The following is a 16,863-nucleotide window of genomic DNA, read 5'->3' on the forward strand; positions in this document are numbered from 1 at the left end:
GACCGATCGCCGTCACGGCAGCAGCAGCGAAGAGTCCCCATAGCTGTAGAAGCGATAACCGGTGGCGATCGCATGGGCGTAGACCTGTTGCATCCGATCGCGGCCCATCAAGGCGCTTACCAGCATGAACAGGGTCGATTTGGGCAGGTGAAAATTGGTCATCAGCCCGTCGATCGCGCGGAAGCGGTAGCCGGGCGTGATGAAGATGCGGGTTTCGTCGGCGAAGGGACGGATCACGCCATCCTCCCCCGTCGCGCTTTCGAGCAGGCGAAGCGAGGTGGTGCCGACCGCGATGATCCGGCCGCCGGCCGCGCGCGCGGCATTCAGGCGATCGGCCGTGTCCTGATCGATCCGCCCCCATTCGGCATGCATGCGATGGTCGTCGGTATCGTCCGCCTTGACCGGCAGGAAGGTGCCCGCGCCGACATGCAGGGTCAGCGTTTCAGTCAGCACGCCGGCCTGCGCCAGTGCAGCGGTGAGGTCGGGCGTGAAGTGCAGCGCGGCGGTGGGGGCGGCGACCGCGCCATCCTCGCGCGCGAACATGGTCTGGTAATCGCTGCGGTCACGCTCGTCGGTGGCGCGTTTGCTGGCGATATAGGGCGGCAGCGGCATGCGCCCGGCCCGTTCCAGCAGGATCTCGACTGGTTCCTCGCCCTCGAAATCGAGGGTGACGCCGCCATCCTCGTCGCGCGGGCCGGCGATCGCAGTGACACCGGCGCCGAAATCGATCCGGTCGCCATCACGCACCCGCTTGGCATTGCGCAGGAAGGCCTGCCACTGGCGCAGGCCGAGCCGCTTGTGCAGGGTCGCGCCGATCCGCGCCTCGCCCCGCATCCCTTCCAGCTGGGCGGGAATGACGCGGGTGTCGTTGAAGACCAGCACATCGCCCGCGCGCAGCAGCGATGGCAGGTCGCGCACGATGCGATCCTCCATCGCGCCGTCACCGGGCACGAGCAAGAGGCGCGCCGAATCGCGCGGGCTGGCCGGACGGAGGGCGATATTCTCCGCCGGCAGATCGAAATCGAACAGGTCTACACGCATGACGATGGCCCTTCCGGGCGCAAACTCACTTCTTCTTGGGGGCCGGCTTCTTGGCCGGGGCAGCCGGCTTCTTCGACGGCAGCGCTGCGGGTTCGGGCGCCGGCGGCGGGGGCGGCGGTGCCAGCACCGGCGGCTTGCCGTCGCTCTCGATCGAGGCCTGCAGGATCACGGTCGGGTCGGCCGGCGGCTCGCCCTCATGGATCGCGTCGACATATTGCATGCCTTCGATCACGCGGCCGAAAACGGTATATTTCTTGTCGAGCTGCATGCGCGGCAGCAGCACGATGAAGAACTGGCTGTTGGCGCTGTCCTCGCTCTGGGCGCGGGCCATGGACAGGGTGCCGCGCAGATGCGGCATCGGGTTGAACTCGGCCTTGAGGTCGGGCAGCGTCGAACCGCCGGTGCCGTCCCCCTTGGGATCGCCGCCCTGGGCCATGAAGCCGGGGATGACGCGGTGGAACTTCAGACCATTGTAGAAGCCCTGGCGGGTCAGTTCCTTGATCCGCTCGACATGATTGGGGGCGATATCCGGGCGCAGCTGAATGCGCACGCGGCCGCCGCTCGACAGGTCGAGATCCCAGATATTCTGCGGGTCGGCCGGAATGGTCGCCGGCGGCAGCTGCGGCGTCAGCTGGGCGCCCAGTGACTTGGCATTCTGCTCCGCCTTCGCAGCGGTCTCCGCCTTCTTCATTTCCTCGGCACCGCCGCCGCCGCCACCGCCGCCCTGGGCGAAGGCCACGCTGGACGCGGTGAGGGCGAAACCGATCGCCACGGTCTTGAGCGCGGAAGTGAAACGCATGCGAATAAGCTTTCCTTAGATCTTGCCCGGGAAGGTCAAGCCGTCCTGATAGCGCCCTGATCGGGATTGGCAACTGAACGCGGGCTGAAACGAGACGGCAACAATGAAGGCAACCCGTTCCTAGCCCTGCCCCTTGAGGCCCAGCGCGGCAACCCGCGCCTCCACCTCCTCGCGCACGGCGGGGCTGACGAACTTGTGGATCGGCCCGCCATAGAGGGCGATTTCCTTGACCAGACGCGACGCGATCGGCTGCAACGAGACGTCGGCCATCAGGAAGACGGTTTCGACCCGGCTGTTGATCTGCTGGTTCATGCCCGCCATCTGATATTCATATTCGAAATCGGCGACGGCGCGCAGGCCCCGGATGATGACGCTGGCCCCCTGCGATTCGGCAAAGTCCATCAACAGCGAATTGAAGCCGGTGACGACGATTTCGGTGTCGATGTCCGCACATTCGCGGCGAACCATGTCCAGCCGTTCCTCATCGGAAAACATCGGCGACTTGCTGATGTTGGTGGTGACGCCGATCACCAGCTTGTCGACCAGCTTCGCGCCGCGGCGGATGATGTCCATATGGCCAAGGGTGATGGGGTCGAAGGTGCCGGGATAGACACCGATACGCGACTTGCTCATGATCTAGCGGTCCCTCTCCACAATATAGTCGGCAATCGCGCGCAGCAGGTCCGCCTCCGCGCCATGGCCGTGCAGGTGCGCCTTGGCCTGTTCAACGAGCAGACGCCCCTGTTCCCGCGCCCGGTCTACCCCCAGGAGCGAGACGAAGGTTTCCTTGCCGGCGGCGGCATCCTTGCCCAGCGCCTTGCCGGCCACGGCCGCGTCGCCCTCCACATCGAGCAGGTCGTCGGCAATCTGGAAGGCGAGGCCGATGTCGCGGGCATAGCCATGCAGGCCGGTGCGCGCATCGACCGGGATGCGCGCCATGATGGCAGCGGCATCGACGCAGAAGCCGATCAGCGCGCCGGTCTTGAGATTTTGCAGCCGGGTGACGGTGGCGAGATCGAAACGGGTCTTTTCCGCCTCCAGGTCCATCATCTGCCCGCCCGCCATCCCGGCCGGGCCGCTGGCGACGGCGAGCGCCTTTACGAGGTCGATGCGCACGAAGGCATCGGGATGGGTCTGTTCGTCGGCGAGGATTTCGAAAGCAAGGTCATGGAGGCAATCGCCGGCCAGGATCGCGGTTGCTTCATCGAACGCCTTGTGGACGGTCGGCTTGCCGCGCCGCATATCGTCATCGTCCATCGCCGGCAGATCGTCATGCACCAGCGAATAGACATGGATGCATTCGATCGCGAGACCGACGCGCAGCGCGGATTCGCGGGAAATGTTGAACAGGTCGCAGGTCGCCTGCACCAGCAGCGGCCGCAGCCGCTTGCCGCCCCCGATCGCGGCATGGCGCATCGCTTCATAGAGGCGATGGCGTGGATCGTCGGGGATCGCCAGCAGCGCGTCGAACGCCCGGTCGATATCGGCCGCGACCGTTGCCGCACGGGCGGCGACCAGCGCTCCTGCCGCGCTCCGTTCCATGCAGTGGGTCAATCCGCGCCGAACGGCTGGGCGCCGGTGATGGCGCCGCCGGCATCGACGGTCAGCTTGCTGATGCGCGCCTCGGCCGCCTGCAACCGCTCGGTGCAGCGCTTGCGCAGTTCTTCACCCTGGGCATAGAGCGAGATCGACTCATCGAGCGGGACATCGCCGCTTTCCAGCCGGCGAACGATCGATTCGAGCGCGCGCAGCGCATCCTCGAACGACAATTGGGACAGATCCTTTTGCGGGGTATTTTCCTCAGCCATGCGCCTGCATTGACCGCCCCTGTCCACGGGGTCAAGCGCGGATGACATGGCAGCAGACCCAAGGCCGCCCAATAGTGGGTCAATAGCGCCGCTGTCACGCAAACGTCATGACGTCGCTGCACAGGCGTGGCGGAATTCGGGCAGTTTTGCGTTGACGCACAATGTTGCAAGCGCACATAAAAGGATCGCTATGAAATATTATCTCCCCCTCATCGCCGTTGCCGGCCTGACCATGCTGTCGGCCTGCAACAAGAGTGACGAACCCGAAGTCGTCGGCGGCCCCGCCGATCCGATGGCTGCCCAGCTTGCCAACGCCGCGCCGGTCGAGCTGCCGCCGTCGGTCAAGGCCAACAAGCAGTTCCGCTGCAAGGACAACAGCCTGTTCTTCGTCGACTATATGAGCGACGACAAGAGCGCGATCCTGCGCACCGAAAAGAATGGCGCACCCACCATGCTGAAGGCTGCCGAAGCCGGCCAGCCCTTCACCGCCGAAGGTGGTTATGAGGTCAAGGGCTCGGGCAATGACGTGACGATCACCGTCCCCGGCAAGTCGGCGCAGGCCTGCCACGTCTGATCGCAGCATTGCCTGAGTCTTTTTTCTGACAGGGGCCGGTTCTTCCCTAGGAACCGGCCCTTTTTTCATGCCCGGCGCTTTTCCTGAACGACAGATAACGTGCCGGTTCAGGATGTTGCCAGCCAGCCGGTGGCAGAACAGCCTCGTACCAGAGATAAACAGGTCGAGGAGATGACCCATGAACTTCAAGAAGAGCCTGATCGCCATGGCCCTGGCGACCGCAACCGTCGCTACCGCCGTTCCGGCGACCTCCTTCGCCCGTGGCCATGACCGTGGCTGGCACCGTGGCGACCGCCATTATGACCATGGTCGCTATTCCGACCGTCGCGGCTATCGCGGTGATTATCGCTGCCGCAAGTCGGGCGGCACCACCGGCCTGCTGCTGGGCGGCGTTGCCGGTGCCCTGCTGGGCCGCGCGGTCGACACCCGCGGCGATCGCACCACCGGCACCGTCGTCGGCGCTGGCGCCGGCGCCCTGGCTGGCCGCGCGATCGACCGCAACAGCAGCTGCTAAGCGACTTAAGGGCGGTGGCCATGACTTGGCCGCCGCCTCCCCATTGTGAATCCCGCGCCACGCGTCTAAAGGCGCGCTCATGTCCAGCAGCGCCCCCCAGATCACCCCGCAGATCGTTGCCGAGCACGGTCTGTCCCCCGAAGAATATGATCGCGTCCTGAAGGCGATCGGCCGCGAGCCGAACCTGACGGAACTCGGGATCTTTTCGGTCATGTGGTCGGAGCACTGCTCTTACAAATCCTCCAAGATCCACCTGATGAAGCTGCCCACCAAGGGCCCGCAGGTGATCTGTGGCCCCGGCGAAAATGCCGGCGTGGTCGACATCGGTGATGGCCAGGCCGCCATCTTCAAGATGGAAAGCCATAACCACCCTAGCTACATCGAACCCTATCAGGGCGCCGCGACCGGCGTCGGCGGCATCCTGCGCGACGTGTTCACCATGGGCGCCCGCCCGGTGGCCAACATGAACGCGCTCCGCTTCGGCCGCCCCGACCACCCCAAGATGAAGCATCTCATCAGCGGCGTGGTCCATGGCATTGGCGGCTACGGCAATTGCGTCGGCGTGCCGACCGTGGGCGGCGAGGTGAACTTCCACCCCGCCTATGACGGCAATATCCTGGTCAATGCGATGACCGTGGGCATCGCCGACACCGACAAGATCTTCTATTCGGCCGCCAGCGGCGTCGGCAACCCGATCGTCTATGTCGGATCCAAGACCGGCCGCGACGGCATCCATGGCGCGACCATGGCGTCGGCCGATTTCGGTGAGGACAGCGAAGAGAAGCGCCCCACCGTCCAGGTCGGCGACCCCTTCACCGAAAAGCTGCTGATCGAGGCGTGCCTGGAACTGATGGCATCGGACGCGATCGTCGCCATTCAGGACATGGGCGCCGCCGGCCTCACCTCCTCGAGCGTCGAAATGGCGTCGAAGGGCGGCGTCGGCCTGCACCTCAAGATGGATGACGTGCCGCAGCGCGAAACCGGCATGACCACCTATGAGATGATGCTGTCGGAAAGCCAGGAGCGCATGCTCATGGTGCTCAAGCCCGGCCGCGAAGCCTTTGCCGAGGCGATCTTCCGGAAGTGGGAACTCGACTTCGCCGTCATCGGCCATGTTACCGACACCGGCCGCATGGTGCTGGAGCATAAGGGCGAGATCGTCTGCGACATTCCGCTCGCGCCGCTGGCCGACGATGCGCCGCTCTATGACCGTCCCTCGATGCCGAAGGATGAGTATAAGATCTGGTCGAAGGTCGAACCGCTGGGCGAGATCGCCGAGAGCGCCGATATCGGCGCGGACCTCGTCACGCTGATGGGCAGCCCCGACATCGCCAGCCGTCGCTGGATCTGGGAGCAATATGATCACATGGTCGGCGCCGACACGGTGCAGCGTCCCGGCGGCGACGCCGCGGTGGTGCGCGTCCATGGCAGCAGCAAGGGCATCGCCATCAGCACCGACTGCACCCCGCGCTATTGCTATGCCGACCCCTATGAAGGCGGCAAGCAGGCGATCGCGGAATGCTATCGCAACCTGAGCGCGGTCGGCTCGACCCCGCTGGCGGTCACCAACTGCCTCAACTTCGCCAATCCGCAGCGCCCCGAGATCATGGCGCAGCTGACCGGCTGCCTGGAGGGCATGGGCGACGCCTGCCGCGCGTTCGACTTCCCGATCGTGTCGGGCAATGTCAGCCTCTACAATGAATCCAAGGCGACCGGCGGTGGCTCGGCGATCCTGCCGACCCCGGCGATCGGCGGCATCGGCCTGCTGGCCGATATCGATGCGATGGCGACCGTGGCGTTCAAGAATGCAGGCGACGCGATCTGGCTGGTCGGTGGCGAAGGCACGCATCTGGGCCAGTCGATCTGGCTGCGCGAGATTGCCGGTCGCGAGGCGGGTGATGCGCCCAAGGTTGACCTGGTGGTCGAGCGCGCCAATGGCGACGCTGTCCGCGCGCTGGTGGTGGCCGGCACGGTCAATGCCGTGCATGATATTTCCGACGGCGGCCTGATCGTCACGATCGCGGAAATGGCGCTGGCCGGCAAGATCGGCGCGACGCTGGACGTGGCGCTGACCACCGCTTCGGCGTTCGGCGAAGACCAGAGCCGCTATGTCGTAACGGCGCCGGCCGGCGTCGAGATTGCTGGCGCGGTCAAGATCGGCACCGTCGGCGGCGACAGCGTGGCGGGCGTGTCGATCGACGCGCTGTGCACCGCGCATGAGGGCTTCTTCCCCGCGCTGATGGACAGCGAACTCTAAATCTTTCCGTCCCGCCGGGTGCAGCGCATCCGGCGGGACAAGTTCATCGCAATCTGTCATGATCCGCCCCGAGAAAATGGGGAGCGCACGATGCGCGAGAGGATCATCCGGGCAACCTTGGTTGCCGGCACACTCGACATATTTTCCGCCTTCGTCTTTGCCGGCATGGCAGGCACGGCGCCGCATGCGGTGCTGCAATTTGTCGCGAGCGGCCCGCTGGGCGATCGTGCGCGGGGCGATCCCGTTTGGCTATGGGCAATCATCGGCCTGGCCGTCCATTTCGCGATCATGGCCTGCATGGCGGGCGCCTATATGCTGATCGCGGAGCGGCGCCCTGCCCTGCGCCGCCATCCGGTCGTCGCCGGCCTGCTCTATGGCCTGCTGCTCTGGGCGATCATGTACTGGATCGTGCGGCCGTGGCGCTGGCCCGCCATGTGGCTGCCCGCCGCCTATGGCGCGCTGCCGATCGGGCGGATCGCCTGGAACATCGGCAACCAGCTTTTCTCCCACTGCATCCTGGTCGGCCTGCCGATCGCCTTCATCGCCGCCGGGCGCCGACGATAGATAGTGACAGCGAAATTGACATATCCAGGCCGGTTTGCATGCACCGTACCGGATTTTTGATAGCGCTATCAATTTCTCTCTCCTATGCTCGGCAAAAATGGGAGGAGAGGATATGCGCAAGACCCGTCGTGCCGCCTTGCTGTTGCTGGCCGCCATTGCCGGCCCGGCCCTGGCAGGCCCCGCCCGCTTCAGCGATTTCCGCTATGACGGCCGCGCCCAGGAACAGGTGACGCCCGGCCCGGACGACTATCGCAACCCGATCCTGTCGGGCTATTATCCCGACCCATCGATCACGCGGGTCGGCGACACCTATTATCTCGTCAACTCCTCCTTCGCCCATTATCCGGGGCTGCCGGTCTTCCGGTCGAGCGACATGGTCCATTGGCGCCAGATCGGCAATGCGATCGACCGGCCCGACCAGTTTGATTTCAGCGGCCTGCGCAGTTCGCGCGGCATGTTCGCGCCCGACATCTCCTTCCATGACGAGCTCTTCTACCTGGTCGGCACCTGCGTCGATTGCGGCGGCAATTTCGTGATGACGGCAAAGGACGCGGCCGGGCCGTGGTCCAAACCGCACTGGCTGCCATTCGAGGGGATCGACCCGTCGATCTACTGGGAAGGCGAGCGCGCCTTCATCGTCAATAATCGCGCGCCGGCCGAGCCGCCCCGCTATGAGGGGCATCGGGCGATCTGGGTGCAGGAATTTGACTGGCGCACGCTCACAATGACCGGCGGGTCCACGCAGATCGTCAATGGCGGCGTCGACATCCGCCAGAAGCCCGCCTGGATCGAGGGACCGCATCTGCTGAAGCGCGAGGGTTTCTATTATCTGATCGCGGCCGAGGGCGGCACCGGCGACCAGCATAGCGAAGTGGTGTTCCGCGCCCGCGACCTGCGCGGCCCCTTCACTCCCTATGCCGGCAATCCGATCCTGAGCCAGCGCAGCCTGGACCCGGCCCGCCCCCATCCGGTGACATCGGCCGGCCATGCCAAGCTGGTGCAGACGCAGGCGGGCGACTGGTGGGCGACCTTCCTCGCCACCCGTCCCTATGGCCCCGATCTCTACAATATCGGGCGCGAAACCTTCCTGCTGCCGGTCGCATGGCGAGATGGCTGGCCGCATATATTGGAGGCCGGCAAGACCATTCCCTATGCGGCGAAACGCCCGCCCCTGCCCGTGTGCGATATCGATGCGCCGCCGACCAGCGGCGATTTTGCCTATCGCGACCGGTTCGACGGACCGCGCCTTAGCATGGACTGGATCGGACTGCGGACGCCCAAGGCGCCGCTTTACCGACTGGAGGCGGGCGCGCTGGTGCTGGACGGCACGACGGCGCTGGGTGACCTCAGCGGCGCCCCGGCCTTTGTCGGGCGGCGCCAACAGCATCATGTCGCGACCATCAGCACCGACCTGACCTATCGGCCGGAGACGGAGGGGGATCGTGCGGGGCTGGCGGCGGTGCAGTCCGACCGATCCTTCCTGTTCTTCGGCGTGACGCGGAAGGACGGGAAACCGCAGCTCGCCCTGATGGTGCGCGAGGACAGCGATCATGACAGGCTGGTCGCGGCCGCGCCGATCGATCCGGCCAAGCCCCTCCGCCTGACCATCGCCCTTGATGGCGGCACGGCGCGCTTCGCTTATGGCGTCGATGGGCGAGAGACAGTGCTGGCGCGCGATGTCGATATCCGCTTCCTCAGCACCCATGAGGCTGGCGGCTTCGTCGGTACGGTGGTCGGCCCCTATGCCTGGTCCGCGCGCGTTACCCGGCCGATCAGCAACTGATAGACGTCGCGGCCGCCTGCCTCGTCATAGGCGGTCATGACCCGGCGCAGCGCAGCAGGGGAGAGCGGCCGGCGCCCTTCGTCCGGCACCACCGCGCCGATGCCCTTGAGATGGCCGATCAGCGCACGGGCGCCCTGCCCTTCGAGCAGGACGGTCTCGTCAAAGGCGAAGGCGTCGCCATAGGCCGCCAGCATTGCGCGCAGCGCGTCGAGCGAGGGGTAAGCGGGGACGCCCGGCATCAGGTCGCAGGCCGCATGGGCAGTGCGCCACTGGGCAAAGCTGCCCTGCCCCATGGTCGAGAAGATGAGGCTGCCACCGGGGCGGAGCAGCGCCACCAGCCGCGCGATCGCGGCGGGCAGGTCGTCAAACCATTGGAAGGCGAGGCTGGAGAGGATGAGGTCGAACCATTCGCCTTCGAACGAGGGCGCCTCCCCATCCATCGCGAGGAAGGTGCCGGCGACCAGCCCGGCCGATGCCGCCCGGTCGAGCATCTTTGGCGAGATGTCCGTGGCGACCAGTTCCGCACCGGGCCAGCGGGCCTGGATATCGCGCGTGAGCAGGCCGGTGCCGCAACCGATTTCCAGGATGCGCGCGACGCCGTCCGGGCTTTGCCGCTGGGCAATGTCGGCGACCAAGGCTGCGGCCGTCCGCTGCGGCCCGGCATGTTCGTCATACCGGTCGGCCGCCGCGCCGAAGGAGTCGCTTATCCGTTGCTTGCGGCCATCATTCATGGCTAGGCGCATGGCAGAGCCATGGCCGCTTGGCCAGCATCTTCAAGGATTGCCCGCATGACCGCCGCATCGACCCGTATCCCCGCCATGGACGTGCTGCGCGGCTGCGCGGTGATGGGCATATTGTGGATGAACATCACCGCCTTCGCGCTGCCGCAGAACGCCTATTTCAATCCGGTCGGGGCCGGGCCGATGTCGGCGGGTGATATCGCCTTCTGGGCGAGCAGCCTGATCCTGGTCGATGGCAAGATGCGGGGCCTGTTCTCGCTGCTGTTCGGCGCCTCGATGCTGCTGCTGATCGACCGGGAGGAAATGGCCGGGCGCGACGGCACACGGGCGCAACTGGTGCGCGGCGGCTGGCTGCTGGCGATCGGCCTGCTGCATCACATATTGCTGTGGTGGGGCGACATATTGGTGACCTATGCTGTGGTCGGCACCATCGCCCTGCTCTTTGCCCAGAAGGAGCCGCTGGCGCTGGTCAAATGGGCGTTCCTTGCCTTCCTCATTCATTTCCTGATCTGTGGCGCCTTCATCGCCAGCCTCTATGGCTGGGCCCATGCCGCCGCCGCGCCCGGCGCCACCGCCGCGACGCGCGAGGGGCTGGACAGCTTCCTCGCTGGCCTGACCGACCCCAGCAGCCCGATCATCCAGCAGGATATTGCCATCTACACCGGCAGCTTTAGCGGGATCGTGCGCCATCATCTCACCGGCTTTGTCGGCGACTGGCTGTGGACCTTCCTTTTCACCGGGCTCGACACGCTGGGCTTCATGCTGCTGGGCATGGCGATGCTGAAGGGCGGCTTCCTGATCGGCCGCTGGCCCGCCGAGCAATATCGGCAGACCGCGCGCCATTGCTTCCTGATCGGACTGGTGCCGATGATCGGCCTGACCATCTGGGTGGTGGCGAGCGGCTTTGCGCCGCTGACCGCCTTTTCCACCGCGCTGCTCTGGTCCTTCCCCTTCCGCATCCCGCTGGCGGTCGGCTGGGCGGCGCTGATCCTGTGGCTGCTGGCGCGGCATCGCGATCACTGGCTGGTCGGTCGGATCGCGGCAGCGGGGCGAGTCGCGCTGAGCAATTATCTCGGCACCAGCCTCATCATGACGGCGATCTTCTATGGCTGGGGCCTGGGGCTGTTCGGGCAGGTGCGCCCAGCGGCCTTTCCCCTCTTCATTCTGGGCGCCTGGGCGGTCATGCTGCTATGGTCCAAGCCCTGGCTCGACCGATTCGCGATGGGCCCGGCCGAATGGCTCTGGCGCAGCCTGCAGCGCGGAAAAGTGCAAAAGATTCGCAAAAGCACACAGTGATCTATTGCGACCTATTAGCATCTAGGCTATCTGAAGGGCTCAGGAGAGCCCGATGGTCGTCTGTGTTTGTAATGCCATTCGTGAAAAAGATCTGCGCGAAGCCGCGCGTGACGGTGCCGATACGCCTTGCAGTGCCTATGCCCGTTTCGGCCGCCGGCCCAAGTGCGGCCAGTGCGTCGGCTTTGCCCGCACGATCATCGCGGCGGAGCGCGCGACGGTCTGATATCATTGCGAAGCAGGCGCAGTAAAATGCCCCTGACAATCGCGAACACCACGCAATAGCTGCCTGAAAAACGGCGGTTTTCTGCGCCTTTCCGGCTTAACAACCGGATGCGAAACCTTTATATGTCCGGCATTCCCAATAACAGCCGGAGCATAGCGCCATGAAGGGCGACCAGAAGGTTATCGATTATCTGAACGAGGTCCTCAAGAACGAGCTGACCGCGATCAACCAATATTTCCTCCACTATCGCATCCTCAATCACTGGGGCATCGAGAAGCTCGCCAAGTTCGAATATGAGGAATCGATCGACGAGATGAAGCACGCCGACAAGGTGGCGGAGCGCATCCTGTTCCTCGACGGCCTGCCCAATTTCCAGCTGCTCGGTCGCCTGAAGATCGGCGAGACGGTCGAGGAAATCCTCAAGGCGGATCTGGAGCTGGAATATGAGGCGCTGCCGGTGCTGCGCGATGCCATCGCCTATTGCGAGTCGATCAAGGACTTCGTCAGCCGCGACCTTTTCCAGTACATCCTCGAAAGCGAGGAAGAGCATGTCGACACGCTGGAGACCCAGTTCGAGATGATCGAGCGCATGGGCATCCAGAATTATGTCCAGCTGCAGAGCAAGGCCAAGGAAGACTGAGACTGACGCGCGGGGCCGGCTGTCCGGCGGTCGCCCCCATCCTTACAGGCTGCAGGGGAAGGTGCGCATCGCCCTTCCCCTGCCCTTTGTGGCCTGCCCCTGCACCATCGGTGCAGAGCCGGATTTCCCATCAGATGAGCGCGTCGAGAATGCCGATCAGCGGCAGGTCGGCCGGTGGCATGTCGAGCGCATACATTTGCGCGGGCCGCACCCATTGCAGCGCGGTGGCATGGCGCGCTTCAGGCCCCCCTTCCCATTTGCGGCAGACATAGAGCAACAACAGCAGATGCTTGTTCTCCAGCGGCGCGCTGGCGAAAGTCGCGGGCGCGAGGCAGCTTTCATGGGTGCGGATCCCCAGTTCCTCCTCCAGTTCGCGCACAAGCGCCGCCTCGGGCGTTTCGCCCGGCTCCACCTTGCCACCAGGAAATTCCCACAGGTCCGCCATCGGCTTTCCAGGCGGCCGTTGCTGCACCAAAACGCGCCCATCGGCATCGATCAGGGCGACGGCCACGACCAGAAACGGGGTAAAACTCTGCATAACGCTCCCTTGCAAGGGCTTTGTTAACCGTGGCTGCTTTACACCCAGATCGTGGAGTGTCTGTAGCCAAGCGGGGTCATATGCGCGCGATCATCGAATTCGTCACGAAATCCGCGCTTTCGCGATGTGAGCGGGGGGCAACCGCGGTCGAATATGGCCTGATCATCGCGATGATCGTGCTGGCCATGATCGCGGCACTGAACAACGTCGCGACACGAACCACCGGCATGTGGAACAACGTCGCCGAAGAAGTTACCAAGCATTAACCAACAAATTCTGACACGCCACTTTCCGCATTAAACTTTTCTCAACCGAGCCAAACTAGACAGGTCTTCGCTGACCTAATCCAAAGCGGGGCGGCCGGGTAGTTTAACGTAACGTTTGTCAAGGAGACATCACATGCAGTTCATTCGCAAGATGCTGAAGAACGAAAAGGGCGCGACCGCCATCGAATACGGCCTGATCGCCGCTCTGATCGCCGTGGCCGCCATCGGCGCCATGACCAGCCTGGGCTCGAAGCTGGGCAGCACCTTCAACAACGTTTCGGGCAACCTGAAGTAAGCTCGAAACCGATGTTAGAAAAGGGCGGCGGAAGCAATTCCGCCGCCCTTTTTCTTTGCCTGGAATCTGCCGAATCTTACCAGGTGACGATCTTCACCCGATCACCTGGCTTCAACACGGAGCGTTCGTTGAGGGCGTTCAGCACCAGGAAGCGCTCCAGCGGATAATCGCTATAGGCCATGCGGCGGCCAAGCGACTGGACGGTGTCGCCCGCCTTGACGGTCACCAGATTGACCCGGCGCGGCTTGATCGCCGCCGCCTCCTGCGCCGACAGGCGCTGGACCGAACGGACCATCGAGTCGAATGGACCGATACCCTTGCCCGCCGGGGTCAGCAGCAGGAAATGATAGGCCTTTCCGCCGCCGAAATCATAGGCAAAGACGGTCGCGTCGATCTGACCCGACTTGGTGTTGGCGCGCACCGTGCGCCAAGCGGCCGGCAGGCCGTTGATCGTCGTGCGCTGCACCTCGCCTGCAGGCGGGGCGCCGGCATTGCCCGCGAGTCGCTTGAGCACCGAATCGATATAAGTCGACAGATTGCCATTATAGGCCATGCCGCCGAACTGCGCCTGACCGCCCGAACCGGTGATGCTAACCGCGTCCGCGCCATTTTCCATGCCGAAGCCCGAGGGCGCAGTGAAGGACAGGCGCAGGTCGGGATGGCGGAAACGGCTGCCGTCGATCACGCCCTGTTTGGGATCGTCGCCATAGAGGACGCCATTGAGCGCGGTCAGGAAGGCATCGCGGTTGCGCAACGTGCTGGTCGCGCCGGTGCGTGACGCCATCTGCGCCGCCCGATCGACGCGCTCACCCGGATCGGGATGGGTGCTGGCCCATTCGGGCATGGAGCGCGCGTCGCCCGACACACGCTGGTCCAGGCTGGTCTGCGCCGCCAGCGAGGCGAGCATGTCCGACAGCGCACGGGGATCATAGCCGGCCGAGGCGAGGTAGCGGATGCCGAGGTCATCCGCCTCATATTCCTGGCTGCGCGAGAATTTGAGGGTCAGAAGCTGGCTGCCGGTGCCGATCCCCTGCTGCAACACGCCGCCCAGCGCCGAATCGCCCAGCAAGGCGCCGGTCAGCACCTGCAGCAGCGCGCCGCCGATCGCGTTGCGCTGCGCCGCCTGCTGGCGCCGCTGACCATGCTGGGCGGCGACATGGCCGACTTCATGGCCCAGCACGCCGGCCAGTTGCGCCTCGTCATTCATCAGCGCCATCAACTGGCGCGTGACATAGACATAGCCGCCGGGGATGGCGAAAGCGTTGTTGACGGGAGAATTGAGCAGGGTGACGGTGAAATCACCCTGCGCATTGGAGAGGCCAGACTGGACCGCGATGCGGCGTCCGACCGTTTCCACATAGCGCGCCTGCGGCCCGACATAGGCGCCGCCAAATTCCTTGAGCAGTTCGGGATGCTGCTTGGCGCCCGATGCCTTGTCCTGCGCGCTGATCGAGGAGACGGTGCGAATCGCCCGCTGCTGCCCCAGCACCGCCGGCGCCACGCCCGCGACGATCAGGCCGACGCCAAGGCCGGCCGACAACCATGTCCGATTCATTCCATTCCCATCCTTGACACCCTGCCCCCTGTTACCGTGCCGTAACGAGCGAGGACAGGATGCTGTTCCGGGAAATTGACGTCAGATACCGATGGCCAGGAACTTGTCGCCGCGATCGGTGCGCAGCGCCTGCGGTTCGAGGCCGGACAGCGCGTCCAGTTCCTCGCCAATGGCTGCGCCCAGGTTGGCGATCGCCTGCACCGGCTCGCGATGGGCCCCGCCCACCGGCTCTGCCACGATGCGGTCGATCACGCCAAGGCCCTTGAGATGCTGCGCCGTGACCTGCATCGCGGTCGCCGCATCGCTGGCCTTGTCGGCGGTGCGCCACAGGATCGAGGCGCAGCCTTCGGGCGAGATCACCGAATAGACGGCATGTTCGAACATCAGCACGCGATTGGCCGCGGCCAGCGCCACTGCGCCGCCCGAGCCACCCTCACCCACCACGGCCGCGACCATGGGGACGCCAAGCGCCAGACAGGCTTCGGTCGAACGGGCAATGGCTTCGGCCTGGCCGCGTTCTTCGGCCTGGACGCCGGGAAAGGCGCCCGAGGTGTCGACCAGCGTGACGACCGGCAGGCCGAAACGATCAGCCAGTTCCATCAGGCGGATCGCCTTGCGATAGCCTTCGGGCTTGGCCATGCCGAAATTGTGGCGGACGCGGCTGGCGGTGTCGTCGCCCTTTTCATGGCCGATGACCATGACCTTGCGCTCGCCCAGCGTCGCGAAACCGCCGATGATCGCCTGATCGTCGGCAAAGGCGCGGTCGCCGGCCAGCGGCATGAAATTGTCGAACATGCCCGCGACATAATCCTTGAAGTGCGGGCGTTCCGGGTGGCGGGCCACCTGCGTCTTCTGCCAGGGCGTCAGCTTGGCATAGATGTCCGACAGCATCTTGTCGGCACGCTGTTCCAGCGTGTTGATCTCGCCACTGATGTCGATGTCGCCGACGGAGGCCGTCTGGCGCAGTTCGATGATGCGGGCTTCCAGCTCTGCGACCGGCTTTTCAAATTCGAGAAAGCTTACCATGGCGGATGGCGTTAAGGCGCGGACGCGTCGCCGTCAACGCGGGGATGCGCGATCCTGGCTTGCATGCCGGCCAGCGGGTGCCGACTGTTGACCAGTTCGACCAGCCGGCGGCTGTCGACATGGGTGTAGATTTGCGTCGTGCCGATATCGGCATGGCCCAGCATCGATTGCAGCGCGCGCAGATCCGCCCCGCCCTCCAGCAAATGGGTGGCAAAGGCGTGGCGCAGCACATGGGGGCTGACCCGTTCGGGCGCGATGCCGGCCGCCGCGGCCAGTTGCTTCACCAGCTGATAGAGGCGGATGCGGCTGACATGGCTCTTGCCCGAGGGGAAAAGCCAGGGGCTGTCCGCCGGCACATGGGTGAGCCAGGTCGCGACGGCGGCACGGGCGCGGTCGGAGATCGGCACCAGCCGTTCGCGCGCACCCTTGCCCCTGATGATGAGGAAGGGGCGATCGACGGCCAGTGCCTTGCGCGGCAGCGAGACCAGTTCGGTCGCGCGCAGGCCCGAACCATAGAGAAGTTCGATCAGCGCCGAGAGCCGCAGGTCGAGCGGCGCGGGATGGTCCGTCTCCACCCGCTGCGCGATCAGGGCAAAGAGCGAATCGACCTCCTGCGACGACAAGATCTTGGGCAGTGGCCTTCGCGTGACCGGACGCGGCAGCACCGCACCGGGATTGTCGGCGCGCAGCCCCTCCTCCTCCAGAAAGGCGTAGAAGGCACGCATCGCGGATGCCTTGCGCGCCACGGTGGAGGCTGCGAGCGGCGCCCATTCGCCAGCAAGACGGCCAAGCGCATCCTGGCTGGCGGCGGCAAGCCCGCCGACAATCTCGCCCGCGCCCTGAAGGTCGGTGCGATAGGCGAGCAGCGTGTTGCGCGACGCGCCCCGTTCCGCCGCCATCATTTCGAGGAAGCGGTCGATCAGGACGGCATCATCATTCATCGC

At 65.1% G+C, this 16,863-nt stretch carries 20 protein-coding genes; 10 read left to right on the forward strand and 10 right to left on the reverse strand.

Annotation, left to right across the window (positions count from 1 at the left end; translation table 11 throughout):
- Window positions 1–12 precede the first annotated feature (12 nt).
- The 5 genes from queA to ACUCV3_RS13185 all read right to left on the reverse strand — a co-directional run bounded on the left by queA (window position 13) and on the right by ACUCV3_RS13185 (window position 3,648).
- Window positions 13–1,041, reverse strand: coding sequence for a tRNA preQ1(34) S-adenosylmethionine ribosyltransferase-isomerase QueA (gene queA, locus ACUCV3_RS13165; protein WP_004211220.1), 1,029 nt, complete (start codon window positions 1,039–1,041; stop codon window positions 13–15).
- Between the two features lie 25 nt (window positions 1,042–1,066).
- Complete coding sequence (locus ACUCV3_RS13170; protein ID WP_004211219.1) at window positions 1,067–1,840, reverse strand: peptidylprolyl isomerase; 774 nt, start codon at window positions 1,838–1,840, stop codon at window positions 1,067–1,069.
- A 120-nt stretch (window positions 1,841–1,960) separates the two neighbouring features.
- Entirely contained in the window at window positions 1,961–2,473 is a 513-nt protein-coding gene (gene coaD, locus ACUCV3_RS13175; RefSeq protein WP_010337450.1) for a pantetheine-phosphate adenylyltransferase, read from the reverse strand.
- A 3-nt stretch (window positions 2,474–2,476) separates the two neighbouring features.
- Window positions 2,477–3,382, reverse strand: a complete 906-nt coding sequence (locus ACUCV3_RS13180; RefSeq protein ID WP_048937857.1) for a polyprenyl synthetase family protein — start codon at window positions 3,380–3,382, stop codon at window positions 2,477–2,479.
- An 8-nt stretch (window positions 3,383–3,390) separates the two neighbouring features.
- Window positions 3,391–3,648, reverse strand: a complete 258-nt coding sequence (locus ACUCV3_RS13185; RefSeq protein WP_004211214.1) for an exodeoxyribonuclease VII small subunit — start codon at window positions 3,646–3,648, stop codon at window positions 3,391–3,393.
- A 190-nt stretch (window positions 3,649–3,838) separates the two neighbouring features.
- Here ACUCV3_RS13185 and ACUCV3_RS13190 point away from each other — a divergent pair, with 190 nt between their 5' ends.
- The 5 genes from ACUCV3_RS13190 (at window position 3,839) to ACUCV3_RS13210 (ending at window position 9,340) form a co-directional block, all read left to right on the forward strand.
- Window positions 3,839–4,222, forward strand: a complete 384-nt coding sequence (locus ACUCV3_RS13190; RefSeq protein WP_004211213.1) for a hypothetical protein — start codon at window positions 3,839–3,841, stop codon at window positions 4,220–4,222.
- 178 nt (window positions 4,223–4,400) lie between these two features.
- Entirely contained in the window at window positions 4,401–4,736 is a 336-nt protein-coding gene (locus ACUCV3_RS13195; protein ID WP_004211212.1) for a glycine zipper 2TM domain-containing protein, read from the forward strand.
- 79 nt (window positions 4,737–4,815) lie between these two features.
- Window positions 4,816–6,993, forward strand: coding sequence for a phosphoribosylformylglycinamidine synthase subunit PurL (gene purL, locus ACUCV3_RS13200; RefSeq protein WP_048937855.1), 2,178 nt, complete (start codon window positions 4,816–4,818; stop codon window positions 6,991–6,993).
- A 90-nt stretch (window positions 6,994–7,083) separates the two neighbouring features.
- On the forward strand, window positions 7,084–7,557 hold the full coding sequence (locus ACUCV3_RS13205) for a hypothetical protein (protein WP_048937854.1): 474 nt from the start codon (window positions 7,084–7,086) through the stop codon (window positions 7,555–7,557).
- 112 nt (window positions 7,558–7,669) lie between these two features.
- On the forward strand, window positions 7,670–9,340 hold the full coding sequence (locus tag ACUCV3_RS13210; RefSeq protein ID WP_048937853.1) for a glycoside hydrolase family 43 protein: 1,671 nt from the start codon (window positions 7,670–7,672) through the stop codon (window positions 9,338–9,340).
- On the opposite strand, the gene ACUCV3_RS13215 is transcribed toward ACUCV3_RS13210, so the two are convergent.
- Window positions 9,298–10,071 carry a methyltransferase domain-containing protein gene (locus ACUCV3_RS13215; protein WP_048937852.1) on the reverse strand — a complete coding sequence of 258 codons (774 nt, stop codon included), beginning with the start codon at window positions 10,069–10,071 and terminating at the stop codon, window positions 9,298–9,300. The genes ACUCV3_RS13210 and ACUCV3_RS13215 overlap by 43 nt on opposite strands.
- Before the next feature lie 57 nt (window positions 10,072–10,128).
- Between ACUCV3_RS13215 and ACUCV3_RS13220 the strand changes: the two genes are divergently transcribed.
- The 3 genes from ACUCV3_RS13220 to bfr all read left to right on the forward strand — a co-directional run bounded on the left by ACUCV3_RS13220 (window position 10,129) and on the right by bfr (window position 12,239).
- Window positions 10,129–11,376, forward strand: coding sequence for a DUF418 domain-containing protein (locus ACUCV3_RS13220; RefSeq protein WP_482240681.1), 1,248 nt, complete (start codon window positions 10,129–10,131; stop codon window positions 11,374–11,376).
- Between the two features lie 52 nt (window positions 11,377–11,428).
- Window positions 11,429–11,599, forward strand: a complete 171-nt coding sequence (locus tag ACUCV3_RS13225) for a (2Fe-2S)-binding protein (protein ID WP_048937850.1) — start codon at window positions 11,429–11,431, stop codon at window positions 11,597–11,599.
- 160 nt (window positions 11,600–11,759) lie between these two features.
- Window positions 11,760–12,239, forward strand: a complete 480-nt coding sequence (bfr, locus tag ACUCV3_RS13230) for a bacterioferritin (RefSeq protein ID WP_004211204.1) — start codon at window positions 11,760–11,762, stop codon at window positions 12,237–12,239.
- Between the two features lie 130 nt (window positions 12,240–12,369).
- On the opposite strand, the gene ACUCV3_RS13235 is transcribed toward bfr, so the two are convergent.
- Entirely contained in the window at window positions 12,370–12,777 is a 408-nt protein-coding gene (locus tag ACUCV3_RS13235) for a (deoxy)nucleoside triphosphate pyrophosphohydrolase (protein ID WP_048937849.1), read from the reverse strand.
- An 80-nt stretch (window positions 12,778–12,857) separates the two neighbouring features.
- On the opposite strand from ACUCV3_RS13235, the gene ACUCV3_RS13240 reads away from it, so the two are divergent.
- Together ACUCV3_RS13240 and ACUCV3_RS13245 are read left to right on the forward strand one after the other, a co-directional pair.
- On the forward strand, window positions 12,858–13,043 hold the full coding sequence (locus ACUCV3_RS13240) for a Flp family type IVb pilin (RefSeq protein ID WP_048937848.1): 186 nt from the start codon (window positions 12,858–12,860) through the stop codon (window positions 13,041–13,043).
- Between the two features lie 133 nt (window positions 13,044–13,176).
- Window positions 13,177–13,338, forward strand: coding sequence for a Flp family type IVb pilin (locus ACUCV3_RS13245; RefSeq protein WP_004211201.1), 162 nt, complete (start codon window positions 13,177–13,179; stop codon window positions 13,336–13,338).
- Between the two features lie 76 nt (window positions 13,339–13,414).
- Here ACUCV3_RS13245 and ACUCV3_RS13250 read toward each other — a convergent pair whose 3' ends face one another.
- From ACUCV3_RS13250 to ACUCV3_RS13260, 3 genes are all read right to left on the reverse strand, one after another.
- Entirely contained in the window at window positions 13,415–14,893 is a 1,479-nt protein-coding gene (locus tag ACUCV3_RS13250; protein ID WP_037510136.1) for a M48 family metalloprotease, read from the reverse strand.
- An 81-nt stretch (window positions 14,894–14,974) separates the two neighbouring features.
- Window positions 14,975–15,919 carry an acetyl-CoA carboxylase carboxyltransferase subunit alpha gene (locus ACUCV3_RS13255; RefSeq protein ID WP_482240682.1) on the reverse strand — a complete coding sequence of 315 codons (945 nt, stop codon included), beginning with the start codon at window positions 15,917–15,919 and terminating at the stop codon, window positions 14,975–14,977.
- An 11-nt stretch (window positions 15,920–15,930) separates the two neighbouring features.
- On the reverse strand, window positions 15,931–16,860 hold the full coding sequence (locus ACUCV3_RS13260) for a tyrosine recombinase (RefSeq protein ID WP_048937847.1): 930 nt from the start codon (window positions 16,858–16,860) through the stop codon (window positions 15,931–15,933).
- Window positions 16,861–16,863 lie beyond the last annotated feature (3 nt).

Source organism: Sphingobium sp. VMM (genome assembly GCF_056790315.1).

Bases quoted from the DNA above. Each gene is read 5' to 3' on its own strand.
- purL (WP_048937855.1), top strand. From the start codon at position 4,816: ATGTCCAGCAGCGCCCCCCAGATCACCCCGCAGATCGTTGCCGAGCAC.
- ACUCV3_RS13215 (WP_048937852.1), bottom strand. From the start codon at position 10,071: ATGAATGATGGCCGCAAGCAACGGATAAGCGACTCCTTCGGCGCGGCG.
- ACUCV3_RS13250 (WP_037510136.1), bottom strand. From the start codon at position 14,893: ATGAATCGGACATGGTTGTCGGCCGGCCTTGGCGTCGGCCTGATCGTC.
- bfr (WP_004211204.1), top strand. From the start codon at position 11,760: ATGAAGGGCGACCAGAAGGTTATCGATTATCTGAACGAGGTCCTCAAG.
- queA (WP_004211220.1), bottom strand. From the start codon at position 1,041: ATGCGTGTAGACCTGTTCGATTTCGATCTGCCGGCGGAGAATATCGCC.
- ACUCV3_RS13205 (WP_048937854.1), top strand. From the start codon at position 7,084: ATGCGCGAGAGGATCATCCGGGCAACCTTGGTTGCCGGCACACTCGAC.
- ACUCV3_RS13185 (WP_004211214.1), bottom strand. From the start codon at position 3,648: ATGGCTGAGGAAAATACCCCGCAAAAGGATCTGTCCCAATTGTCGTTC.
- ACUCV3_RS13235 (WP_048937849.1), bottom strand. From the start codon at position 12,777: ATGCAGAGTTTTACCCCGTTTCTGGTCGTGGCCGTCGCCCTGATCGAT.
- ACUCV3_RS13220 (WP_482240681.1), top strand. From the start codon at position 10,129: ATGACCGCCGCATCGACCCGTATCCCCGCCATGGACGTGCTGCGCGGC.
- ACUCV3_RS13225 (WP_048937850.1), top strand. From the start codon at position 11,429: ATGGTCGTCTGTGTTTGTAATGCCATTCGTGAAAAAGATCTGCGCGAA.
- ACUCV3_RS13210 (WP_048937853.1), top strand. From the start codon at position 7,670: ATGCGCAAGACCCGTCGTGCCGCCTTGCTGTTGCTGGCCGCCATTGCC.
- ACUCV3_RS13240 (WP_048937848.1), top strand. From the start codon at position 12,858: ATGCGCGCGATCATCGAATTCGTCACGAAATCCGCGCTTTCGCGATGT.
- ACUCV3_RS13245 (WP_004211201.1), top strand. From the start codon at position 13,177: ATGCAGTTCATTCGCAAGATGCTGAAGAACGAAAAGGGCGCGACCGCC.
- ACUCV3_RS13260 (WP_048937847.1), bottom strand. From the start codon at position 16,860: ATGAATGATGATGCCGTCCTGATCGACCGCTTCCTCGAAATGATGGCG.
- coaD (WP_010337450.1), bottom strand. From the start codon at position 2,473: ATGAGCAAGTCGCGTATCGGTGTCTATCCCGGCACCTTCGACCCCATC.
- ACUCV3_RS13195 (WP_004211212.1), top strand. From the start codon at position 4,401: ATGAACTTCAAGAAGAGCCTGATCGCCATGGCCCTGGCGACCGCAACC.
- ACUCV3_RS13170 (WP_004211219.1), bottom strand. From the start codon at position 1,840: ATGCGTTTCACTTCCGCGCTCAAGACCGTGGCGATCGGTTTCGCCCTC.
- ACUCV3_RS13255 (WP_482240682.1), bottom strand. From the start codon at position 15,919: ATGGTAAGCTTTCTCGAATTTGAAAAGCCGGTCGCAGAGCTGGAAGCC.
- ACUCV3_RS13180 (WP_048937857.1), bottom strand. From the start codon at position 3,382: ATGGAACGGAGCGCGGCAGGAGCGCTGGTCGCCGCCCGTGCGGCAACG.
- ACUCV3_RS13190 (WP_004211213.1), top strand. From the start codon at position 3,839: ATGAAATATTATCTCCCCCTCATCGCCGTTGCCGGCCTGACCATGCTG.